18 protein-coding genes are annotated in these 20,287 nt (G+C 72.0%); 8 read left to right on the top strand and 10 right to left on the bottom strand.

Annotated elements, in window-relative coordinates; all coding sequences use genetic code 11:
• Nucleotides 1–3: 3 nt before the first annotated feature.
• Together parC and recO are read right to left on the bottom strand one after the other, a co-directional pair.
• On the bottom strand, nucleotides 4–2,253 hold the full coding sequence (gene parC, locus DK427_RS14420; protein ID WP_109951870.1) for a DNA topoisomerase IV subunit A: 2,250 nt from the start codon (nucleotides 2,251–2,253) through the stop codon (nucleotides 4–6).
• Nucleotides 2,254–2,300: 47 nt separating this feature from the next.
• The gene (gene recO, locus DK427_RS14415) at nucleotides 2,301–3,017 is read right to left on the bottom strand and encodes a DNA repair protein RecO (RefSeq protein WP_109951869.1); all 717 of its coding nucleotides are present in this window, start codon (nucleotides 3,015–3,017) and stop codon (nucleotides 2,301–2,303) included.
• Between the two features lie 90 nt (nucleotides 3,018–3,107).
• Here recO and DK427_RS14410 point away from each other — a divergent pair, with 90 nt between their 5' ends.
• Complete coding sequence (locus DK427_RS14410; RefSeq protein WP_109951868.1) at nucleotides 3,108–3,500, top strand: hypothetical protein; 393 nt, start codon at nucleotides 3,108–3,110, stop codon at nucleotides 3,498–3,500.
• A gap of 141 nt (nucleotides 3,501–3,641) precedes the next feature.
• Here DK427_RS14410 and DK427_RS14405 read toward each other — a convergent pair whose 3' ends face one another.
• The 4 genes from DK427_RS14405 to DK427_RS14390 form a co-directional block, all read right to left on the bottom strand.
• Nucleotides 3,642–4,544, bottom strand: a complete 903-nt coding sequence (locus DK427_RS14405) for a helix-turn-helix transcriptional regulator (RefSeq protein WP_281276953.1) — start codon at nucleotides 4,542–4,544, stop codon at nucleotides 3,642–3,644.
• Nucleotides 4,545–4,927: 383 nt separating this feature from the next.
• On the bottom strand, nucleotides 4,928–5,812 hold the full coding sequence (locus tag DK427_RS14400) for a transglycosylase SLT domain-containing protein (protein WP_109951866.1): 885 nt from the start codon (nucleotides 5,810–5,812) through the stop codon (nucleotides 4,928–4,930).
• A 175-nt stretch (nucleotides 5,813–5,987) separates the two neighbouring features.
• Nucleotides 5,988–6,806: a Cof-type HAD-IIB family hydrolase gene (locus DK427_RS14395; RefSeq protein ID WP_109951865.1), complete on the bottom strand. Its 819-nt coding sequence runs from the start codon at nucleotides 6,804–6,806 to the stop codon at nucleotides 5,988–5,990.
• Nucleotides 6,803–7,300, bottom strand: coding sequence for a gluconokinase (locus DK427_RS14390; protein WP_109954166.1), 498 nt, complete (start codon nucleotides 7,298–7,300; stop codon nucleotides 6,803–6,805). The genes DK427_RS14395 and DK427_RS14390 overlap by 4 nt, the downstream gene beginning before the upstream one ends.
• Nucleotides 7,301–7,566: 266 nt before the next feature.
• Here DK427_RS14390 and DK427_RS14385 point away from each other — a divergent pair, with 266 nt between their 5' ends.
• Complete coding sequence (locus tag DK427_RS14385; protein ID WP_109951864.1) at nucleotides 7,567–8,733, top strand: polysaccharide biosynthesis/export family protein; 1,167 nt, start codon at nucleotides 7,567–7,569, stop codon at nucleotides 8,731–8,733.
• 186 nt (nucleotides 8,734–8,919) lie between these two features.
• Nucleotides 8,920–10,152 carry a branched-chain amino acid ABC transporter substrate-binding protein gene (locus DK427_RS14380; RefSeq protein ID WP_109951863.1) on the top strand — a complete coding sequence of 411 codons (1,233 nt, stop codon included), beginning with the start codon at nucleotides 8,920–8,922 and terminating at the stop codon, nucleotides 10,150–10,152.
• A 6-nt stretch (nucleotides 10,153–10,158) separates the two neighbouring features.
• Here the strand turns inward: DK427_RS14380 and DK427_RS14375 are convergent, their stop codons facing one another.
• Nucleotides 10,159–10,749 (bottom strand): tyrosine phosphatase family protein, encoded by a 591-nt coding sequence (locus DK427_RS14375; RefSeq protein WP_109951862.1) that lies wholly within the window; start codon nucleotides 10,747–10,749, stop codon nucleotides 10,159–10,161.
• A 157-nt stretch (nucleotides 10,750–10,906) separates the two neighbouring features.
• Between DK427_RS14375 and DK427_RS14370 the strand changes: the two genes are divergently transcribed.
• The 4 genes from DK427_RS14370 to DK427_RS14355 all read left to right on the top strand — a co-directional run bounded on the left by DK427_RS14370 (nucleotide 10,907) and on the right by DK427_RS14355 (nucleotide 16,305).
• Nucleotides 10,907–12,016 (top strand): TRAP transporter substrate-binding protein, encoded by a 1,110-nt coding sequence (locus tag DK427_RS14370; RefSeq protein ID WP_109951861.1) that lies wholly within the window; start codon nucleotides 10,907–10,909, stop codon nucleotides 12,014–12,016.
• A 285-nt stretch (nucleotides 12,017–12,301) separates the two neighbouring features.
• The gene (locus tag DK427_RS14365; RefSeq protein WP_109951860.1) at nucleotides 12,302–13,711 is read left to right on the top strand and encodes a deoxyribodipyrimidine photo-lyase; all 1,410 of its coding nucleotides are present in this window, start codon (nucleotides 12,302–12,304) and stop codon (nucleotides 13,709–13,711) included.
• 216 nt (nucleotides 13,712–13,927) lie between these two features.
• On the top strand, nucleotides 13,928–14,854 hold the full coding sequence (locus tag DK427_RS14360) for a transporter (RefSeq protein WP_109951859.1): 927 nt from the start codon (nucleotides 13,928–13,930) through the stop codon (nucleotides 14,852–14,854).
• 86 nt (nucleotides 14,855–14,940) lie between these two features.
• The gene (locus DK427_RS14355; RefSeq protein ID WP_109951858.1) at nucleotides 14,941–16,305 is read left to right on the top strand and encodes a chloride channel protein; all 1,365 of its coding nucleotides are present in this window, start codon (nucleotides 14,941–14,943) and stop codon (nucleotides 16,303–16,305) included.
• Here the strand turns inward: DK427_RS14355 and DK427_RS14350 are convergent.
• A complete protein-coding gene (locus tag DK427_RS14350; protein WP_109951857.1) occupies nucleotides 16,302–16,547 on the bottom strand; it encodes a hypothetical protein in 246 nt (81 codons plus the stop codon). The genes DK427_RS14355 and DK427_RS14350 overlap by 4 nt on opposite strands.
• A 542-nt stretch (nucleotides 16,548–17,089) precedes the next feature.
• Here DK427_RS14350 and DK427_RS14345 point away from each other — a divergent pair.
• The gene (locus tag DK427_RS14345) at nucleotides 17,090–18,016 is read left to right on the top strand and encodes a histone deacetylase family protein (protein ID WP_109951856.1); all 927 of its coding nucleotides are present in this window, start codon (nucleotides 17,090–17,092) and stop codon (nucleotides 18,014–18,016) included.
• Between the two features lie 7 nt (nucleotides 18,017–18,023).
• On the opposite strand, the gene ribB is transcribed toward DK427_RS14345, so the two are convergent.
• On the bottom strand, nucleotides 18,024–19,112 hold the full coding sequence (gene ribB, locus DK427_RS14340) for a 3,4-dihydroxy-2-butanone-4-phosphate synthase (protein WP_109951855.1): 1,089 nt from the start codon (nucleotides 19,110–19,112) through the stop codon (nucleotides 18,024–18,026).
• A gap of 45 nt (nucleotides 19,113–19,157) precedes the next feature.
• On the bottom strand, nucleotides 19,158–20,246 hold the full coding sequence (aroC, locus tag DK427_RS14335; protein WP_109951854.1) for a chorismate synthase: 1,089 nt from the start codon (nucleotides 20,244–20,246) through the stop codon (nucleotides 19,158–19,160).
• Between the last annotated feature and the right edge of the window lie 41 nt (nucleotides 20,247–20,287).

Genomic DNA, 20,287 nt, shown 5'->3' with positions numbered 1-20,287 from the left:
CCTTCACGCCCCGAACCGCTCGAATTTCGGGAAGCTGCGGGTCATCAGGCTGCCCGCGTCCGAGCGGTGGCCCATCCACTTCTCCAGGAGCCCCAAGTTTGCGAGCCGGCTCTGGCCCGCCGTGTCGCGCCAGGGCAGGCCCTCGGCGAGCCGGAAGACGTGGGCGCCGGCCAGCACCGTCTGGCGGCAGCGCTGGAGCCGCACACCCTTGCCGCGGGCGAGCTCGGACAGCTCGGTGATGGGGAAGACCAGCAGCAGCTTGTCGGCCGTGCAGACCGCGACGTGGTCTCCCTCGCCGGCCGGCACGAGGAGGGCCGCGGTCGCGTCTCCGTCGAGGCCCAGCACGCTCTTGCCCTTGCGGGTGTTGGCGACCAGCGCGTCGGACGGCGCCAGGAAGCCGCGCCCGTCCGAGCCCGCGATGAGGAGCCGGCTTTCCGGCCGGTAGGGGAGCGCGGCCACCACCTCGGTGCCGTCGTCGAGATCGACCATCAGGCGCACGGGATCGCCGAAGCCGCGGCCGCCCGGCAGCTTCGAGGCCTCGATGGTGAAGACCTTGCCGTTCGAGGCGAGCAGCAGGATCTTGGCCGTCGTCTCGCTCGGGAAGGCGATCTTGAGCGCGTCGTCGCCTTTGAACGAGACGCCCGAGAGGTCGGCGACGTGGCCCTTGAGCGCCCGGATCCAGCCCTTCTCCGAGACGATCACGGTGATGGGTTCGCGCTCGACCAGCGCCGAAGTGAAGTCGACGCCCGCGGTGTCGGGCGGGTTCTCAAGCGTCGTGCGGCGGCGGCCGAGCTTGGTCTCGGGGCCGAAGGTCTTCTTCACGGCCCGGATCTGGGCCTGGACCGTCTTCCACTGCCGCTCGTCGGAGCCGAGCAGGCCCTCGATCTCCGCCTTCTCGGCGGTCAGCGCCTCGAACTCGCGCTTCAGCTCCATCTCCTCAAGCTTGCGCAAGCTGCGCAGCCGCGTGTCGAGGATGGCGTTGGCCTGGATCTCGGTGAGATCGAAGCGGGCGATGAGAGCGGCCTTGGGCTCGTCCTCCTCGCGGATGATGCGGATCACCTCGTCGAGGTCGAGATAGACGATGAGCAACCCGCCCAGGATCTCCAGGCGCCGCTCGATCTGGCCGAGGCGGAAGCGCGAGCGGCGCTGCAGCACCACGCGGCGGTGGTCGACCCACTGCCGCAGACACTCGGCGAGCCCGATCACCCGCGGCACGACGCCGTCGACCAGCACGTTGAGGTTGAGCGGGATGCGGGCCTCCAGCTCGGTGAGCCGGAACAGCGACTCCATCAGGATGACCGGGTCGACGCTGCGCGCGCGCGGTTCCAGCACGACGCGCACGTCCTCGGCCGACTCGTCGCGCACGTCGGCGAGCAGCGGCAGCTTCTTCTCCTGCAGCAGCTCGGCCATCTTCTCGATGAGCCGCGCCTTCGGGATGCCGTAGGGGATCTCGGTGACGACGATGTTCCAGGTGCCGCGGCCGAGATCTTCCTTGGACCAGCGGGCGCGCACCCGGAAGGCGCCGCGCCCGGTGCGGTAGGCCTCGGCGATCGATTCGGCCGAGTCCACGAGGATGCCGCCGGTCGGGAAGTCCGGGCCCTGCACGAACTTGGCGAGATGCGCGGAGGTCGCCTCGGGGTGGGTGATCAGGTAGAGGGCCGCGTCGCAGAGCTCGGCCGCGTTGTGGGGCGGGATCGAGGTCGCCATGCCGACCGCGATGCCCTGGCTGCCGTTGGCCAGGAGGTTCGGGAAGGCTGCCGGCAGGACGATCGGCTCCTCCTTCTCCCCGTTGTAGGAGGGCCGGAAATCGACTGTGTCCTCGTCGATCCCGTCGAGCAGCAGCCGCGCCACCTCGGTGAGGCGCGCCTCGGTGTAGCGGTAGGCGGCCGGGCCGTCGCCGTCGATGTTGCCGAAATTGCCCTGGCCGTCGACCAGGGGATAGCGCTGGGCGAAGTCCTGGGAGAGGCGCACCAGCGCGTCGTAGATCGCCTGGTCGCCGTGCGGGTGGAAGTCGCCCATCACGTCGCCGACGATCTTCGCGCACTTCTTGTGTGCGGTGGTCGGATCGAGGCGTAGCAGCCGCATGCCGTAGAGGATGCGCCGGTGCACGGGCTTCAGGCCGTCGCGCGCGTCGGGCAGCGCCCGGTGCATGATGGTCGAGAGCGCGTAGGCGAGGTAGCGCTCCTCCAGCGCGGATTTCAGCTCGACGCTCTCGATGCCGTCGCCGGACGGCGGCTCGAAGGGCTGTCCCATGACGGCTCCAGCTTCAGTGACTCACACGGAACATAGCATGAACGTCGTCAGCCGTCACGCTGGCTGAGTGCGACGAACCGTGCCCGCTCCTCCGGCACCGGCAGGGCGCGGGGGCCCCAGATGTGCTGGCTGAGGAAGTAGCCCGTCAAGGTAAACCCCTTGGTAACGTCGTCCGGGCCCATCCCGGCGCCGATGAGGAAGCCTGGCAGCGGCAGCAGGCGGTCGCGGTAGGGCTCGCCCGCCGAGGCGCTGACCGCCCGGCCCGTGCGGGGCGAGACGTAGATCAGCGCGTCGTTGGAGCCCGTCGCCGCGCAGGCGCCGAGATCGAGTCCGAAGCCGAGTTCGGCGAGGACCGCGAGCTCGAAGCGCACCATCAGGGGGGGCGCGATGTCGGGATCGTCGAGCGTCTCGATCAGGATGCGGGCAGCCTCGTAGAGCGCCGGGTGCGGGTCGCGCTCGGGCAGGAGGCGCAGCAGTCCCGCCATGTGGGTGACGCCGTAGAGGGCGAGCGAGGAGCCGATCAGGCGCGAGACCGCGGATTCCTCCGGCTCGACCCGGTAGGTGCCGAGCGCCTCGTCGAGACGCGCTCGCCAAGCGAGCCGCACGCGGTTGCCCGGCTGCAGCACCGGCTGCATCCGCCGCGAGCGCCCGCCGTGTACGAGGCCGAGATGGCGCCCGTGCTCGCGGGTCAGGGCCTCCAGCACCGCGCCGGTCTCCCCGTGGCGGCGCACGCCCAGAACGATGCCCTCGTCGGTCCACTGCATGGGTGAGAGATAAGCGCTCGGAAGCCGTTCGGCACCTGTTCCTCCCCGGCGCCGCGGCGGCTTATTCTCCCAGCTCTGGAGGAGATTCGCATGTGTTCACGGGTCCTGGCGTCCGTCGCCGTTGCATTGCTGGCCGGCGGCTGCATGGGCAGCCGGGCCGCGCCCGACATGCCGGCATCCGGCACCGCGCGCGAGCGCTTGGCCGCCCTGGCGCTCCGGCAAGTCGCATTCGGCTCGGTCTCGCTGATCCCGGTGCGGTTCGAGCACGCCCGGATCAGCGGACCCTTCGAGGATGCCGGGCGGACTCTCTACTGCGTCTCCGCACACATGAAGGGCCGGACCTTCGACAAGCCCGAGAAGCCGAAGATCGTGGTGCGGGCGGACGGGACCGTGCTCACCGTGATCGAGGACGACGAGGTCTGCACCGGACACCGGACCGTGCCGTTCCCGGAACTGGAAGCGCTCGGGAACCGGGCGGGGTGAGAGGCACCCGCGCTAATCCGCACCGACGGAAGCGGCGGGATGCGGGATCGGGCCGTCCACCATGAAGCCGGCTATGACGTACGCTCACCCGGCAAGACGACGCGCGCCTCGACCCGCGGATCCGAGCGGACGAGCGCGGTCTCAGGCGCTCGCGGCGAGTCCGAACCGGGTCTCGATCGCGGCGGTGAGCCGATCCACCATCGTGTCGAGCGGGACATCGGAGGTGTCGACCGTGGCTTGGCAGCGGGCGTAGAGCGGCTCGCGACTCATCAGCACCGCGCGCAGCTCCTGCATGGCGGTGGCGTGGTCGCCCGTCATGGCCAAGTGACCCTGGTCGCGCACCCGCTGCATGTGTTCCTCGGGCTTGGCCCGCAGCCAGATGCTGTAGAAGTTCTGCAGCAGCAGGTCGTAGGTCAGGGGCTCGGCCACGATGCCGCCGCTGGTGGCCAGGATCATTGGACCCGGATGCTCGGTGAGGCGGCGCAGCGCCGCCTGCTCCAGGCGCCTGTAGCCCTCCTGCCCGTAGATCGCGAAGATTTCGCGCACCGAAAGGGCGTTCTCGCGCTCGATCTCGGCGTTGAGTTCGATGAAGGTCCAGCCGATGCGCTCCGCGGTGAGGCGCCCGAGCGTCGACTTGCCGGCGCCGCGCAGGCCGACCAGCGCGACCCGCTGGCGCATGGCGCCCGCGCCCTGCGCGCTGCCCGAGAGGGCTGCCTTGGCGGCCGCGATCTGCGCGGGCGTGGCCCGGGCCACGAGATCGCGCATGACCACCCAGTCGGGGATCGCGTCGTTGCCGGTGATGAGATCGTCGAGGCGCACGCCCATCGCGTTGGCCACCCGGCGCAGCAGGATGATCGAGACGTTGCCCTGACCGCCCTCGAGCTGCGCGATGTAGCGCTCGGACAGGCCCGAGGTCTGCGACAGCGTCTTGCGCGACAGGCCGCGCACCGTGCGCCCGTGGCGGACCCGGCGACCGAGATCGGCCAGAAAGTGAGATTCCTGTTCCACCACGCCGTTCATGGCGTCCGTCCGCCTTCCTTGCACGCAGCGACGGCAACCCCGGGGGCTGCCCGTCCTGCTCCAGCGCGGCGGCACGCCTGCCCTGTGCCGTCCGCGTCCGATCCGTCGATACCCGAGTTAGACCTTCCCGGCCAAGCCTCCTGGCCCGGCCAAGCCTTCCGGGCCAAGCTTTCCGGAACCCCTCCCGGCACGGACCCCGCGAAGCCTCCTGGCCTCGTTCATCCGTGGACGCCGTCGCCTCCCACCCGGATCGGGCACTCCCCCGTCGCGTGCTGCGGCGGTTCTGGGCCGCTCACGCTGCAGTGCAGCGAGCCCGCCATCTATCTGTTGTCCCGCGTCGCAAGGGTCAAGCCGCGACGGCCCTGTTCACTGCGGATAGGGTGCCGTGGCGCCTGCGTCCCTTGGGCTTACTGCGCGGCTGGCTGCGCAGCCGGCAGGGCGTTGGCCTCTTGGATCGCCGGGGAGCCGGCCTTGCGGGCGAGTGCGGCGGGCTTGGCCGCGGGGCCGGCGACGGCGGCCAGCAGCTGCGGGCTGGGCCGGCGCGGCGGCAGCGGCACCTCGACGCTCTCGGCATGCGCCGGGTCGGCGGCCGCCTGGCTCTGCGCCGCGGGGGCCGCTGCCTGCGCCGCCGGCTGGGGCGCGACCTCTACCGCGGCGAGGTCTGCGGCGGCCAGCTGCACCGGCGCCGCGCCGCCGAGGGCAGCGGGCCGGCGCGGCGGAAGCGGGACCTCGACGCTCTCGACCTGGGCGACGGTAGCCGCCGACAGCGTCGGCGCGTAGGCGAGCGCCGTGCCGGCCGCCGCGAGGTTGGCGTCGGCGGGCGGCGCCCCGGTGAACAGGCTCGCCACCGCGCTGGCCGAGGCCGCGACCGGGGCCACCACGCTGGCGACCTCCGTGGCGATGCCCTGGCGCTTGGCCGCGTAGTAGTAGCCGCGGTTGTAGTAGGCGTAGGCCTGCGCGAGGTCGCCCTTGGCCGTCTTGTAGGCACCCGCCAGGTAGGCGACCCCGTAGCGCAGGTTGGTCGCGGGGTCGTAGAGGCCGGCGGCGTCGCCCTGGTAGCCGAGGCCCTTGGCCGTCGCGTGCTTGATCTGCATCAGCCCGAGCGCGCTGCCGCCCCGGGCGTTCGGGTTGTAGTTGCTCTCCCGCTTGACCACCGCGTGGACGAAGCTCGCGGGCACGCCGTTCGCCTTGGCCTGCTGCTCGATCAGCGCGTCGATGTTGTCGCGCGCGCCTTGAGCGAAGGCCGTGGCCGGCACCGCCGCGAGGGCGGCCGCGAGGAGGAGGCGATGCATTCGAGACCCGGTGCTTGTTCTGGCCAAGCTGTGGTCGTGTCGAAATGAGGCCGGAAAGCGGCCCGCCCGCGTCAGCCTGTGGGCGGGGCGACCGCCGGGCCGGGCCTGTGCCTCGTGCGACACAGCACGCGCCGCGCGGCCTCCGCCCTCACGCCGCGCGTCCGTTGCGCGCGGGTCACAGCGGGACCGCCGGGCCCAGGATCAGGCGGTCGATCGCGGCTGCGAACCCGTCCGCTGCGTTCGAATCGGTCGTCTCCGTCGCTGCCGCCTTCACCGATTCGTCGGCGTTGCCCATCGCGACCGAGAGACCGCTGCGGGCGAACATGGCCCGGTCGTTGGCGGCGTCGCCGAAGGTGGCGATCTGCGCCGGCGCGAGGCCGAGATGCCGGCCCATCCAGTCCACGAAGGCGCCCTTGTCGCGGCCGGGCGGCGTCACGTCGAGGTAGTAGGGTTGCGAGCGGTGGACGCTCGCCCCCGCGCCCAGCGCCTGCCCGAGCATCCGCTCGCAGGCCGCGAGGCCGGCCGGGTCGCGGCTGACGCCGACGATCTTCTGGGCGCGCCCGAGCAGGGGGCTAAGATCCGCGCAGACCCGCGGCTCGGCCTGGAGGGTGCGGCGCTCGAGGTCCGTGTAGGCACCGTCCGGGTCGCGCAGCCACCACGCGCCCGCGGCGAAGACCCAGACGTCGATCCCCGCCTCCTCCAGTCGCCGCACCGCCTCCCGCGCGGCCTCCTCGGGAATCGTGTGCTCCTCGATCACCGCGAGGTCCGGACCGACCATGCAGGCCCCATTGAAGGCGCCGAGCGGCAAAGTCAGGCCGAGGTCCTGGACGAGGCCGCGCAGGCCGACCGGCGGGCGCGACGAGGCCACGGTGAAGCCGATGCCGGCCGCCGCGAGACGGCGCACCGCCGCCACGGTCGCCGGTGTCAGCCGCTTGTCGTCCGTCACGAGCGTGCCGTCCACGTCCGAGATCACGAGGGCGATGCTGGGTCTCACGCCGCCCTCCCCGCCTCGGGCCCGAGCGCCGCCACCACCGCCTCCGCGATGCGCTCGGGTGATTCGAGGATGCCCACCCGGATCGGCCGCTCGTCCGGATCCGGCGGCTCCAGGGTCGCGAACTGGCTGTCGAGCAGGGCCGGCGGCATGAAGTGGCCGGCTCGGGCCGCCAGCCGCCGCTCGATCAGCGCACGGTCGCCGTCGAGATAGACGAAGCGCACCTCGGGGCGTCCCTGCGCCAGCCCGTCGCGGTAGCGACGGCGCAGGGCCGAGCAGACGATGACGCCGGGCTCCCCCGCCGCCAGCCGCTCGCCGATCCAGGCCGCGATGCGCGCGAGCCAGGGGGCGCGGTCGGCGTCGGTCAGGGGCTGGCCGGCATGCATCTTGGCGACGTGCTCCGGGCTGTGGAAGGCGTCGCCGTCCACGAAGGTCCAGCCGAGGCGCCGCGCGATCGCCTCGGCGACGGTGCTCTTGCCCGAGCCCGAAACCCCCATCACCACGAGGATGCACGGGGGCACCCGGTCGGCCGCGTCTGGTTGGGTCACGGATCGTCCTCCCGACAGCAATCAATAGGTCGGGTGCGGCCGGAGAAAAGCTTTTCGGGCCCGTTCGGCCGGGAGGCGGCCCGCCGCGGGGTGTGTGCAGCGGGGACGCAGGCCGCGTCCGCAGGCTCTCCGGCCCGGTGTGGCCGACCCGCTACGGACGCGGGAACGGGATTAAGCTAGGCAGCGGACTTGGCGAAACCGTCAGGCGATCCTGGATGCGCGCTTCACCCCTCGCCCTGTGCGCCGCGCTCGCGGTCTCGGGCTGCTCGGTCCTGCCCGCGGCGGGACCGACCGCGCGCGCGGTCGTTGCCGGCGCGGAGGTCGAGACGTCGGACGGACTGTTTGCGCGCTACGAGATCATCGACATCACGCCCGCCGTGGTCGAGGCGCTGCGCACCCGCCCGCTCGACAGCCTGCTCGCCTCCTTCGGCGACCACCGCCCCTCGGTCGAGCCGGTCATCGGCGTGGGCGACAGCGTCGCCGTCTCGATCTGGGAGGCCGGCTCCGGCGGCCTGTTCTCCGGCCCGCTCGTCGCCGACCGCTTCTCCGCCGGATCCAAGTCCGCGCTGATCCCCGAGCAGACCGTCACCCGCGACGGCGCCATCTCGGTGCCCTATGCCGGCCGCATCCAGGTGCTCGGCCGCCGGCCCCAGGACGTGCAGGCGCTCATCGAGAACGAACTCGCCGGCAAGGCCATCCAGCCCCAGGTGCTGGTCACCGTCGCCAAGCCGGTCTCGCAGGCCGTCACCGTCACCGGCGAGGGCGCGGCGGGCGCCCGCATCCCGCTCTCCACCCGCGGCGACCGCCTGCTCGACATCATCGCCACCGCCGGCGGCGTGCGCTCGGCCGTCAACGAGACCTTCGTGCGCCTCTCGCGCGGGCAGACCACCGCCACCGTGCCGCTGACCACGATCGTCTCGAACCCGCGCGAGAACATCTACCTGCGCCCGGGCGACACGCTCACCCTCGTGCGCGATCCGCAGACCTTCCTGGCGGTGGGCGCGCTCGGCAGCGCCACCGAGGTCCCGTTCGGCGCCGACGGCATCACGCTCGCGCAGGCGCTGGCCAAGTCGCGCGGCCTGTCCGACTTCCAGGCGGACCCGGAAGGCACCTTCGTGTTCCGCTTCGAGCCGGCCGCCGTGGTGCGCAAGCTCAATCCGGGCTCGCGGCTGCTCGCCACGCCGCTGGTGCCGGTGGTCTACCGGATCAACATGCGCGACCCCAACAGCCTGTTCACCACCCAGGCCTTCCGCATGCGCAACCGCGACCTGATCTACGTCTCCAACGCACCCTTCACCGAGCTGCAGAAGGTGCTGGGCGTCTTCTCAACCGTCACCGGGCCAGTCTCCTCCGCCGCCGCCATCTACGCATACTCGAGATAGGAATCCGCCCGCGCGAATGTGGACGGCGCGTAACCTTTCCGGAACTCCGTTCTTGCGTTCCGCCCGCGCTTCGTCGTTTCCTGCGGTGACGGCCGGCCGGGGCGGGCCGGCCTCGAGAGCCTTTGTAACCGTCGGATGTTCGGGAGCCGATTTCGTGGGCGCGGAAACGGCTCTAGAAGGACGCCGATGAAGATAGGACGCGTCGCTCTCGGCCCCGGACAGCTGTGCGGGGCGACCCTCGGGGACCGGCCCGCACCGGCCCGGCCGGGCGGCGGGCGGCTGCGGACACGCCTGCTCGCCCTCTCCCTGGCCGCTCTCCTCCTGCCGGCCGCGGCCGCGCGCGCTCAAGATCCGCAGACCCAAGGAGCGAGCGACGCTGCGGCCACGGTGACGATCGGCGTCGCCGTGCCGCGCTCTGGCGCATACGTCGCAGTGGGCGAGCAGGTTCTGCGCGGCATTGAGGCGGCCGCGCGCGACGCCAATATTCGCGGCGGCCTAGACGGACGGAAAATCCTCCTCGACGTGCAGGACGACGCCTGCGACTCGAACACGGCGGTCGCGGTCGCCAACCACTTCGTCCGGCAGGGCGTCCGCCTCGTCGTCGGGCATGTCTGCTCGAATGCCTCGATCGCGGCCTCCGAGGTCTACGCGCAGAACGGCGGGCTGATGATCACGGCGGCCTCCGTCGCGGCACGCCTCACCGATCGCGGCTTCCCGACGATCTTCCGGGTCTGCGGGCGCGACGACGATCAGGCCCGGCTCTCGGCCGCGGTGCTGGCCGAGCGCTTCCGCGACCGCAAGATCGCCCTGATCCAGGACACCAGCCCGGCCTCGCGCAACCTCGCGGCGGCCACGAAGGACAACCTCAACCGCATCGGCATCAACGAGACGCTGTCGGTCGCCTTCTCCCCGAGCGAGGCCGACAACGCGGCGCTCGTCGACAGGCTGAAGGGCGCGGGCATCGAGGTGGTCTATTACGGGGGCGACGCCGCCGAGATGGGGCGCCTCGTGCGGATCGCGGCCGAGCGGGGCTTCCGGCCGCAATGGTTCGGCACCTCGGCGATCGCAACGCCCGACTTCGCCAAGATCGCCGGACCGGCGAGCAACGGCGTGCTGATGACCTTCTACCTCGACCCGAGCCGGCAGCCGGCCGCCGCCGAGGTGGTCAAGGCCTTCCGGGCCGAGGGCGTGGACCCGACCGGCTCGACGATCTACGGCTACGCCGCCCTCCAGGCCCTGGTGGCGGCCGGCAACTTCGCCCGCACCACCGACCCGAAGCGGCTCTCGGCCACCCTCCACGCCGAGCGCTTCGACCTCGTTCTCGGCACGGTCGGCTTCGACGCCAAGGGCGACGTGACCGCGCAGGGCTACGTGCTCTACGTCTGGAAGGACGGCGCCTTCACGCCCGCCGGGAAGTAGGGTCCGTCACAGCGCGAGCGCGGCGTCGACCTCGGGCCCGCGCCCGTGCTCGCGCAGCACGCCCGCCAGATGCGGGCGCACCCGCAGTTGGAGGGCGTGCAGGCGCCGCACCGCCGCGGTGAGCGCGCCGCCGCGCCCGAGCAGGTCGTCGGCGAATCCCGTCATCCGGGTGTTCGGCCAGGCGGGCTCGCGCAGCGCGTGGAGCCGCGCCACCAGATCCTCGGCGCCGGCCTCGGGTTCGGCGCCCGCGAACAGGATCAGCAAAGCCGCGGTCGAGCGCGACAGGCCGTAATGGCAGTGGACCAGGAGGTGGCCGTCCGCCCCGTCGAGATCGCGCCCGAAGGCCAGGATCGCCGCGACATCGGCGCGCTCCGGCGGGACCAGCCCCGCGCCCGGCCCGAGGCAGTCGTGGAAGTGCAGCGTCGTGCGCCGGTGAGTCCCATAGGCCGCGAAGGCGTCGGGCTCGGGCGTGCCGGGATCGAGCAGCGACAGGACATGGCTGACCCCGCGCGCGCCGTGCTCGGCCAGTTCCTGGAGGCCGCAGACGGTGTGCAGGGTGATGGCGGGAGCGATGGGCGGGCTGGCGGGGTTGGTCATGTCCGGGAGCTAGCACGCGCCCCGCCCGGTTTCGAGCGGCGGTTTCGAGACCTGTCGTCGCCGTGCTAGGGGCGCGCCGACGCGCGGATTCGGGCCGCGTGCGGGGATCGGATCGCGTCCCAGGCCCGTTCTGCTGCGGACGGACGAACGAGGTACCATGACGACCCGCAAGCCGACCCTGAAGAGACGCGCCCTCCTGGCGGCCGGGCTCGGCGCGGCAGGGCTGGGGGCCTCCGCGCGGGGCGCTGGCGCGCAGGCGATGCCGGAGCTGCGCTGGCGCCTCACCTCGGCCTACGCCAAGAATCTCGACATCCTGTTCGGTGCGGCCGAGACGCTCGGCCGGCTCGTCGGCGAGGCGACGGACGGGCGCTTCCAGATCCAGGCCCAGGGCCCCGGCGAGCCGGTGCCGCCCGAGGGTCTGATCGACGCCGTCGCCGCCGGCACGGTCGAGATGGGGCACGGTCCGGCCTCGCTGGGGGCCGGCAAGGATCCGGTCTTCGCGCTCGCTACCGCCATCCCCTTCGGCCTCAACGCGCGCGGCCAGAACGCGTGGTGGAACGCGGGCGGGGCCGCCGACCTGTTCGGCGAGGTCTTCGGCAAGTTCGGCCTCGTGGCGCTGCCCGGCGGCAATACGGGCGCCCAGATGGGCGGCTGGTTCCGCAAGGAGATCAAGGGCGTCGCCGATCTCCAGGGGCTGAAGTTCCGCATCGGCGGCCTGGGCGGCCAGGTCCTGACGAAGTTCGGCGTCGTCCCGCAGCAGCTCTCCGGCCCCGAGATCTATCCGGCGCTGGAGGCCAAGCGCATCGACGCCGCCGAGTGGATCGGCCCCTACGACGACGAGCGGCTCGGCCTCCAGAAGGTTGCGCCGATCTACCATTACCCGGGCTTCTGGGAGGGCGGCGCGATGCTGCACTTCTGGATCAACGCCGAGAAATGGCGGGCCCTGCCGAAGCCCTACCGGGCGATCCTGCAGGGGGCCGCCGCCCAGGTCGCCGCCGAGGTCCAGGCCCGCTACGACGCGCGTAATCCGCAGGCCCTGCGCCGGCTCGTCGCAGGCGGCGCGCAGCTGCGTCCCTTCCCGCAGGATGTGATGGAGGCGGCGCTTAAGAACGCCAACGACGTCTACGGCGAGATGGCCGCCAAGAACGCCGATTTCCGCCGCGTCTACGAGGCGATGAAGACCTTCCGCAACGAGGCCTATCTCTGGTTCCAGGTCGCGGAGTACACCTACGACAACTTCATGATCCGCGCCCGCGCCCGCGGCTGAGCGACCAAGAAAAAAGGCCACTCCCGAGGGAGCGGCCCGAAGTCTAGGGAGGAAACGCCCAAAGAGGGCTGCGGAAGCGCGACGCCATCGCGTTCCCGCGATGCACAATCTGCTCCCTCGCCCGCCGGCTTGCAAGCGGATTGGGGCAGGAGGGCTGTCGTTTCTCGTGCGGCGCAGCACATGGCGGTCGGCTGTATCACAAATGCCGCAGATCGTAGGTCTGCCGCAGCCATCGGCGGTCCGGCGCCCTAGCTCATCGCCCGGTACGGGGCGGGAGCATTCACGATGGCGATCCAGGGACAGCGCATCCGGGTGCTCAACGACGTCGGGCCCCGCGCGGAGGGCGCCTACGTCCTCTACCTGCTCCAGCAAGCCAACCGCGCCCACCACAACCCGGCGCTCGAATACGCCATCGAGGAGGCGAACCGCCTCGGGCTGCCGGTGGTGGTCTGTTTCGGCCTGCTCGACGGGGCGAGCGGCTTCCCCGAGGCCAACGCGCGGCACTACGCCTTCCTGCTCCAGGGCCTCGCCGACGCGGCCGCGGGGCTGGAGAAGCGCGGCATCGGCTTCGTCATGCGCAAGGCCTCCCCGGCCGCGGTCGCGATCGATCTCGCCCGGAAGGCCGCCCTGCTGGTGCTCGACCGCGGCTACCTCGCGATCCAGAAGGGCTGGTACGCGGAGATCGCCGAGGGCGCCGATACCCGCATCGTGCAGGTCGAGGGCGACGTGGTGGTGCCGGTCGACACCGCCTCGGGCAAGCACGAGCACGCGGCCCGCACGCTCCGGCCGAAGCTGCACCGGCTCTGGGACGTGTTCATCGAGCCGCTGACCGCGCGCCGGGTGAAGCACCGGGCGGACGGGCTGAAGCTCCGCTCCGAGATCGACATCTCCGATCCCGACGCGGTGCTCGCCGGCATGACCCTCGACCGCTCCGTCCCGCCGGTCGCGCGTTTCCGCGGCGGCGAGACGGAGGCGCGCCGCCGCCTCAAGGCGTTCCTCGGCGAGGCCTTCGCGGGCTACGGGGCCGGGCGCAACCGGCCGGAGGCGGGCGCGGCCTCGCACATGAGCCCCTACCTGCATTTCGGCCAGATCTCGCCGGTCGAGATCGCGCTGGCGGTCCGGGCCGCCCGGGAGGGCGACGCCGAGGACCGCACCTCCTACCTGGAGGAGGTGATCGTCCGCCGCGAGCTGGCGATGAACCACGTCCACCACACCGCGCGCTACGATTCCTACGTGCAGGCCGTGCCCGAATGGGCCCGCAAGACCCTGACCGAGCACGCCGACGACCCGCGCCCGCATCTCTACAGCGAGGACGACCTCGCCGCGGGCCGGACCCACGACCGCTACTGGAACGCCGCCCAGGCCGAGATGCGCGAGACCGGCTACATGCACAACCACCTGCGCATGTACTGGGGCAAGAAGATCCTCGAATGGTCCCCCTCCCCCGAGGAGGGCTTCGCCCGCACGCTGCGGCTCAACAACCGCTACTTCCTCGACGGGCGCGATCCGAACTCCTTCACCAACGTGGCCTGGGTCTACGGCCTGCACGACCGCCCCTGGGCGAAGCGCAAGATCTTCGGCACCGTGCGCTACCAGAGCGAGAACTCGCTCCGGAAATTCGACGCCAAGGCCTATCTGCGCACGGTCGCCGACCTGTGCGCGGCGGAAGGCCGGCCGCAGGATTTTTTGGGGTGAGCCGGCCTCCTCCGTAACGCTCTCGCCGTCGCGCAACCTGCCCGTCCGCGCCCTCGCTCCACGCCTGCGGGAACGCATGCGCGCCGCCACGTCCGGAGCCGATTTCGCGGACGCAACCGTTCCGAAGGCACGCCTGAGCAGGCCTCGCCCTTGACGAGCGGAACGCTCCGGCTATCAGATATAGCTCAAGCTATATCTGATAGCCGGAGCGAGGTAATGAGCGTGCGCGTCGAGTGGGGACTGGTTCTTGTGCAGGCGGTGCGCGTCTCCGCTCTCACGGCCTGCCTTCTCGCGGGCGCCCTGCCCGTCCCCGCACAGGACCGGCCGACAGCGCGGGAGAACGCGGCGCCCGCGGGCCTCGACAGCGAGCACCTGTTCGGGTTCGTGGAGGGCTCCGATATCGGCGTGCCCGGCGAGGTGGAGTTTGAGTTCGAGGCGACCGGCCGTTCCGGGCGGGGCGGCGGCCGCTTCCGCGCGGTCGATGGCGGGCTGGTCGTGAAGATCCCGCTCGACCCTGCCTTCCGGGTCGCGCCGGGGATCGGCTTCCACCGCTTCGCGGCCGCCGGCGTGCCGGGTCTGGCCGACCGCGGCACCGGCGGGCTCAGCGGCGCCTTCGTGGAGACGCGCCTGCGCCTGCTCGACCGGCGGGAGGGCCCGTTCGGCCTCACCCTCAACGTGGTGCCGAGCGTCGGCCGGGTCGATACCGGATCGGGCCTGCCGGCCGAGACCTACGGGCTCGACACCGCGCTGCTGGCCGACTGGGAGATCGTGCCGGGCAGCCTCGTGGCCGCCGTCAATCTGGGCTTCTCGCTCGCCGCGACACGGCTCGACGGCAGCGGCGAGCGCCTGCGCGGCTCCGGCCTCGAACTCGCCGGGGCGCTGGCCTACGAGGCCCGTCCCGGCCTGTTCGTCGGGGCCGAGGCGCGGTACGCCCAGGCCTTCGCGGGGCTGGGGCTCGACCGGTTCAGCGGGCAGGCGGTCTATCTCGGCCCGACCGTCTACGCCACGCTCACCCCGCAGGCCTGGGCCTCCTTCACCTGGAGCTTCCAGGTGGCGGGTTCGGCCGACGACGTGGCACGCCCGCTCGACCTCACGAACTTCGACCGGCACCAGACCCGGCTGCGCTTCGGGCTGAGCTTCTAGGCTTATCCCCGGCGCGGAGTCGGGCCCGGGCTGGCGGGGGCGCCGCGGCGGCCTATCGTGGCCGGTGGGACCACCGGATCGAGGACATGCCGCGCCTGCGCTACCGCTCCGCCCTGTCGCGCCTGCGCCGGGCCTCCACCGACGCCTTCCCGATCTGGCGCGGGCGCCTGCTGTTCCTGCTCGGCGGGATCTGCGTCGGGCTCGCCGCGGTGCTGATGGCCAAGCTCGCCGACGGGGCGCAGGTCCTGTTCCGTCAGGTCACCGCCCCCTCCCCCCTGATCGCGCTTCTCCTCACCCCCGCGGGCTTCGCGCTCGCGGCGCTCCTGGCCCGCACCGTGTTCCCGAACTCGCAGGGCTCCGGCATCCCGCAGGTGATCGCCGCGCGCCACACCCGCGACCCGGGCCTGCGCCATGCCCTGATCTCCCTTCGCGTGGCCGCGGGCAAGATCGCCGTGATGTGCCTCGGTCTGCTCTGCGGCGCGTCCGCCGGCCGCGAGGGGCCGACCGTGCAGGTCGGTGCCGCAATCATGGCGGCCTTCGGCCGGCTGACGCCCGAGCGCCTGCCCGGCGTGATCCTGGCGGGCGGAGCGGCCGGGGTCGCGGCGGCCTTCAACACGCCGCTCGCCGGCATCGTCTTCGGCATCGAGGAACTGGGCCGGGCCTACGAGGCGCGCTCGTCGGGCCTGATCGTCGCCGGCATCGTCGCGGCCGGCCTGACCGCGCTCTGGCTCACCGGCAACTACACCTATTTCGGCACCGCGCGCGCCGAACTGCCGCTGGGGCAGTCCTGGCTGGTGGTCGCGGTGCTGGGCACCCTCGGCGGCCTCGCGGGCGGCCTGTTCAGCCGCCTCGTCATCGCCTTCGCCCGGGGGCTGCCCGGCCGGGCCGGCCGCTGGATCGCCCGCCGGCCGATCGCCTTCGCGGGCCTCTGCGGGCTGGGCGTCGCCCTGTGCGGGCTCGTCTCGGGCGGGGCGGTCTACGGCACCGGCTACGAGGAGGCCCGCGCGATCCTGCACGGGGAGACCGCGGCGCATCCGGACTTCGCGCCCCTGAAGTTCCTAGCGACCGTGCTCTCCTCGGTCAGCGGCATCCCGGGCGGCCTGTTCGCGCCCTCGCTGGCGGTGGGAGCCGGCATGGGCGGGGCGCTGCACGGGCTGTTCGGCAGCGTGCCGGTCGGCGCGCTCGTGCTGATCGGCATGGTGGCCTACCTGACCGGCGTCCTGCAGGCGCCGATCACCAGCTTCGTCATCGTGACGGAGATGACCCAGGACCACGCCATGATGATCCCGCTGATGCTCGCGGCCCTCCTGGCGGACGCGGCCTCGAAGACCGTGTGCCGCGGCGGACTCTACCACACGCTGGCTGAGATCATCCTGGAGAAGGCGCGCCGGAGCGCGCCGGTTGAGGCGGCCGCAAGCGGGGCCGCCTCGACCGGTGCGGAGACGCCCTAGTTGCAGCCTTCCTTGTGCACGGTCTTCGAGTTGCCCATGCCGTCCTCCTTGTGAACGGTCTTCGAACCGCAATCGACGCTGCCCGTGGTGATGTCCCGGCGCTCGACCACGCCCTCGCGGCGCTCGACGGCCACGCTCGGAGCCGTATCGCGACGAACGACCGTGGTTTCCTCCGCAGTCGCCGCGTTCGAAAGGCCAACGAAGGCCGAGAGGGCGATGCCGGCGAAGAACAGCTTGTGCATGGATACGATCTCCTCTGGTCGTCGCTGCTGCGAGTTCATGGCAGCTGCGCCCGAAACGCCATCGAGAACGTTTCCGTTCCGGAGATATGTTCTGCGCGTCTAGGCCTTATCTTCGCGCTCGTTTTTGTCGTGCGCAAGTTTATTGTGGCTGCAAGCCGTTCTCTGCCGCAAGCGTGGTCTCTGACGAGGACGTGCCTGCGGGTGTGGGCGACGAAGCCGACCTATCGGCCCGGCCCGCGCGTCGCGCGGTCGGCCTCCGCTCGGCGCCCCGGGCGATCAAGGCGGTGTCCCGTCCCGTGGGGACCGGGCACCGCCTCAGTCTTGGCCTCCGGAGGACTCTGCGCGCAAGGTGATCGGGACGGTGAGCGCGCTCGCTCCGTTCGAGCAGCCTCCCGGCCAGTTCGGTTTCAGGAGGCGGTGGAAGCTATAGCGATCGTCGGCACTCCGCCGTAGCCTCGCGCGTTCCGCCCTGGCACATTGGCCGGGGCTGTTGCAGGCGCGCGACAGATGCGTTCGCCCCACCCGGGAGGATGAGCCGTACCGTGACAACCCTGTACGTGAGCCACCCCTCCGCCCTCGACCACCTCGTGCCCGAGGGTCACCCGGAGCGGCCGAGCCGGATCCGCGCCGTCGAGCGCGTGCTGGAGAACGAGCGCTTCGCCGGCCTCGTGCGGGTGCAGGCGCCGCGGGCCGAGCCCTCGGTCGCGGCGCTCGCCCATCCGGAGGCCTATGTCGAGGCGATCGTCGCCGCGGCGCCCAAGGAGGGCATGGTCGCGATCGACGGCGACACGGTGATGTCGCCCGGCACGCTGGAATCGGTACTGCGCGCGGTGGGCGGCGCCAACCACGCGGTCGACGCGGTGATGGCGAAGGAATGCGCCAACGCCTTCGTGGCGATGCGACCGCCCGGCCACCACGCCGAGCGCCAGCGCGCGATGGGCTTCTGCGTGTTCAACCAGGCGGCGATCGCGGCGCGCTACGCCCGGACCCATCACGGCGTCTCCCGCGTCGCCCTGGTCGACTGGGACGTGCATCACGGCAACGGCAGCCAGGACATCTTCTGGGACGACGAAGCGGTGCTCTACGCCTCGACCCACCAGATGCCGCTCTTCCCCGGCACGGGCGCTGCCTCCGAGCGGGGCGCGAAGGACACGATCGTGAACGTGCCGCTGCGCCCGAACGACGACGGCGCGGTGTTCCGCGAGGCCTTCGAGACGATCGTGGCCCGAGTCGATGCCTTCCAGCCCGACCTGATCCTGGTCTCGGCGGGCTTCGACGCGCACCGGCTCGACCCGCTGGCGAACCTGCGCCTCGACGAGGCCGATTTCGGCTGGGCCACCCGGCGGCTCCTCGAACTCGCCGACCGCCACGCTGGCGGGCGCCTCGTCTCGATCCTGGAGGGCGGCTACAGCCTGGAGGGGCTCGGCAAGTCGGTCTACGAGCACGTGGACGCGCTGATGGGGCGCTGAGCCGCCCTCACCCCTCCAGCAGTTCGTCGCCGACCAACTCGATGCCGAAGCCCGACAGGCCCACATAGGAGCGCGCCGAGGTCGCGAGGTTGCGGATCGAGACGACGCCGAGGTCGCGCAGGATCTGCGCGCCGAGGCCGACCTCGCGCCACTGCCGCACGCGCTGGGCCTCGGCGCCCTCCTCGGGGCCGCCCTCCGCGACGCGCTGGAGCGGCACGCCCGCGGTGCCGTCGCGTAGATACACGAGGACGCCGCGACCCTCCTGCGCGAAGCGGGCCATCACCGCCTCGATCTGGCGCCCGCCCTCGATCACGTCGGCCACCACGTTCGAGCGGTGCAGCCGCACCAGCATGTCGCGCCCGTCGCCGATCGCGCCGTGCACGAAGGCGAATTGCTGAATGGTCTCGAAGGGCGTGGTGTAGGCGTAGCCCACCATCGCGCCGTGCTCGGTCTTCACCGGGAACTGGCCGACCCGCTCGACGAGCTTCTCGCGGGCCTGCCGGTAGGCGATGAGATCCGCGACCGAGACCTGGCGGAGCTTGTGCGTCTCGGCGAAGGCCGTGATCTGCGGCCCCTTCATCACCGTGCCGTCGTCGTTGGCGAGCTCGCAGATCACGCCGACGGGCGGGAGCTTCGCGAGCCGGCAGAGATCGACCGCGGCCTCGGTATGGCCGGAGCGCATCAGCACGCCGCCGTCGCGGGCGATCAGCGGGAAGACGTGGCCGGGCCGCACGAAGTCGGCCGCGCCCATGTTGCCGTTGGCGAGCGCCCGGACCGTGTTGCAGCGCTGCTCGGCCGAGATGCCGGTGGTCAGCCCGTGCTTGACGTCGACCGTCACCGTGAAGGCGGTGCCGAGCGGCGCGTCGTTGGCCGCCACCATCGGGGCGAGGTGGAGCCGGCGCGCCTCCGCGAGCGTCACCGGTGCGCAGACGATGCCGCAGGTGTTGCGGATGATGAAGGCCATCTTCTCCGGCGTGCAGAGCGCGGCGGCGACGACGAGATCGCCCTCGTTCTCGCGGTCGTCGTCGTCGGTGACGACCACGATTTCGCCGCGGGCAAAGGCCTCGATGGCCTCGGTGACGGAGTGGTGGGACACGGGAATTCTCGGGGTTTCGTGCGGGCGATCGGCGCGGCCGAAGCTTCAGCCGACCTGCCCCCTGTGGCGCAGATAGTGATCGGCGAGCACGCAGGCCATCATGGCCTCGGCCACCGGCACGGCGCGGATGCCGACGCAGGGGTCGTGGCGGCCCTTGGTGACGATCTCGGCGTCGCGGCCCTCGCGGGTGACGGTGCGGCGCGGCGTGAGGATCGAGGAGGTCGGCTTGACCGCGAAGCGGCAGACGATGGGCTGGCCGGTGGAGAGCCCGCCCAGGATCCCGCCCGCGTGGTTGGCGAGGAAGGCCGGCCCGTCGTTGCCGGCGCGCATCTCGTCGGCGTTGTCCTCGCCGCGGAGCGCCGCGCTGGCGAAGCCGTCGCCGATCTCGACGCCCTTGACGGCGTTGATCGACATCATGGCGGCGGCGAGATCCGCGTCGAGCTTGCCGTAGAGCGGCGCGCCGAGGCCCGGGGGCACGCCCTCGGCCACCACCTCGATCACCGCGCCGATGGAGGAGCCGTCCCGGCGGATGCCGTCGAGGTAGGTCTCGTAGAGCTTGGCGGCCTCGGGGTCGGGGCAGAAGAACGGGTTGCGGGCGACCTCCTCCCAGTCCCAGCGGGCGCGGTCGATCGCGTGCGGGCCCATCTGCACCAGGGCGGCGCGGATCGTGATCCCCGGGATCACCTTGCGGGCGATGGCGCCGGCCGCGACCCGCGCGGCGGTCTCGCGTGCCGAGGAGCGCCCGCCGCCGCGATAGTCGCGGATGCCGTACTTCGCCTCGTAGGTGAAGTCGGCGTGGCCGGGCCGGTAGCTGTCGCGGATCTCCGAATAGTCCTTCGAGCGCTGGTCGGTGTTCTCGATCACGAGCGCGATCGGCGTGCCGGTGGTGAGCTGGCGCCCCTCGGTGCGGTCGTCGCCGAACACGCCGGAGAGGATCTTCACCGCGTCCGGCTCGCGCCGCTGCGTGGTGAAGCGCGACTGGCCGGGCTTCCTCCGGTCGAGCTCCGCCTGGATCTCGGCGACTGTCAGCGGCAGCCCGGGCGGGCAGCCGTCCACCACGCAGCCGAGGGCGACCCCGTGGCTCTCGCCGAAGGTGGTGACGCGGAACAGGTGGCCGAAGGTGTTGTGGGACATGGCGCTGCGTGCCTTAGCGCGGCTCGGCGCGGCCCACAAAT

This window comes from Methylobacterium radiodurans, assembly GCF_003173735.1.
In the GTDB taxonomy this organism is placed as follows: Bacteria; Pseudomonadota; Alphaproteobacteria; order Rhizobiales; family Beijerinckiaceae; genus Methylobacterium; species Methylobacterium radiodurans.
This window is presented reverse-complemented; position numbering and strand designations above follow the sequence as displayed.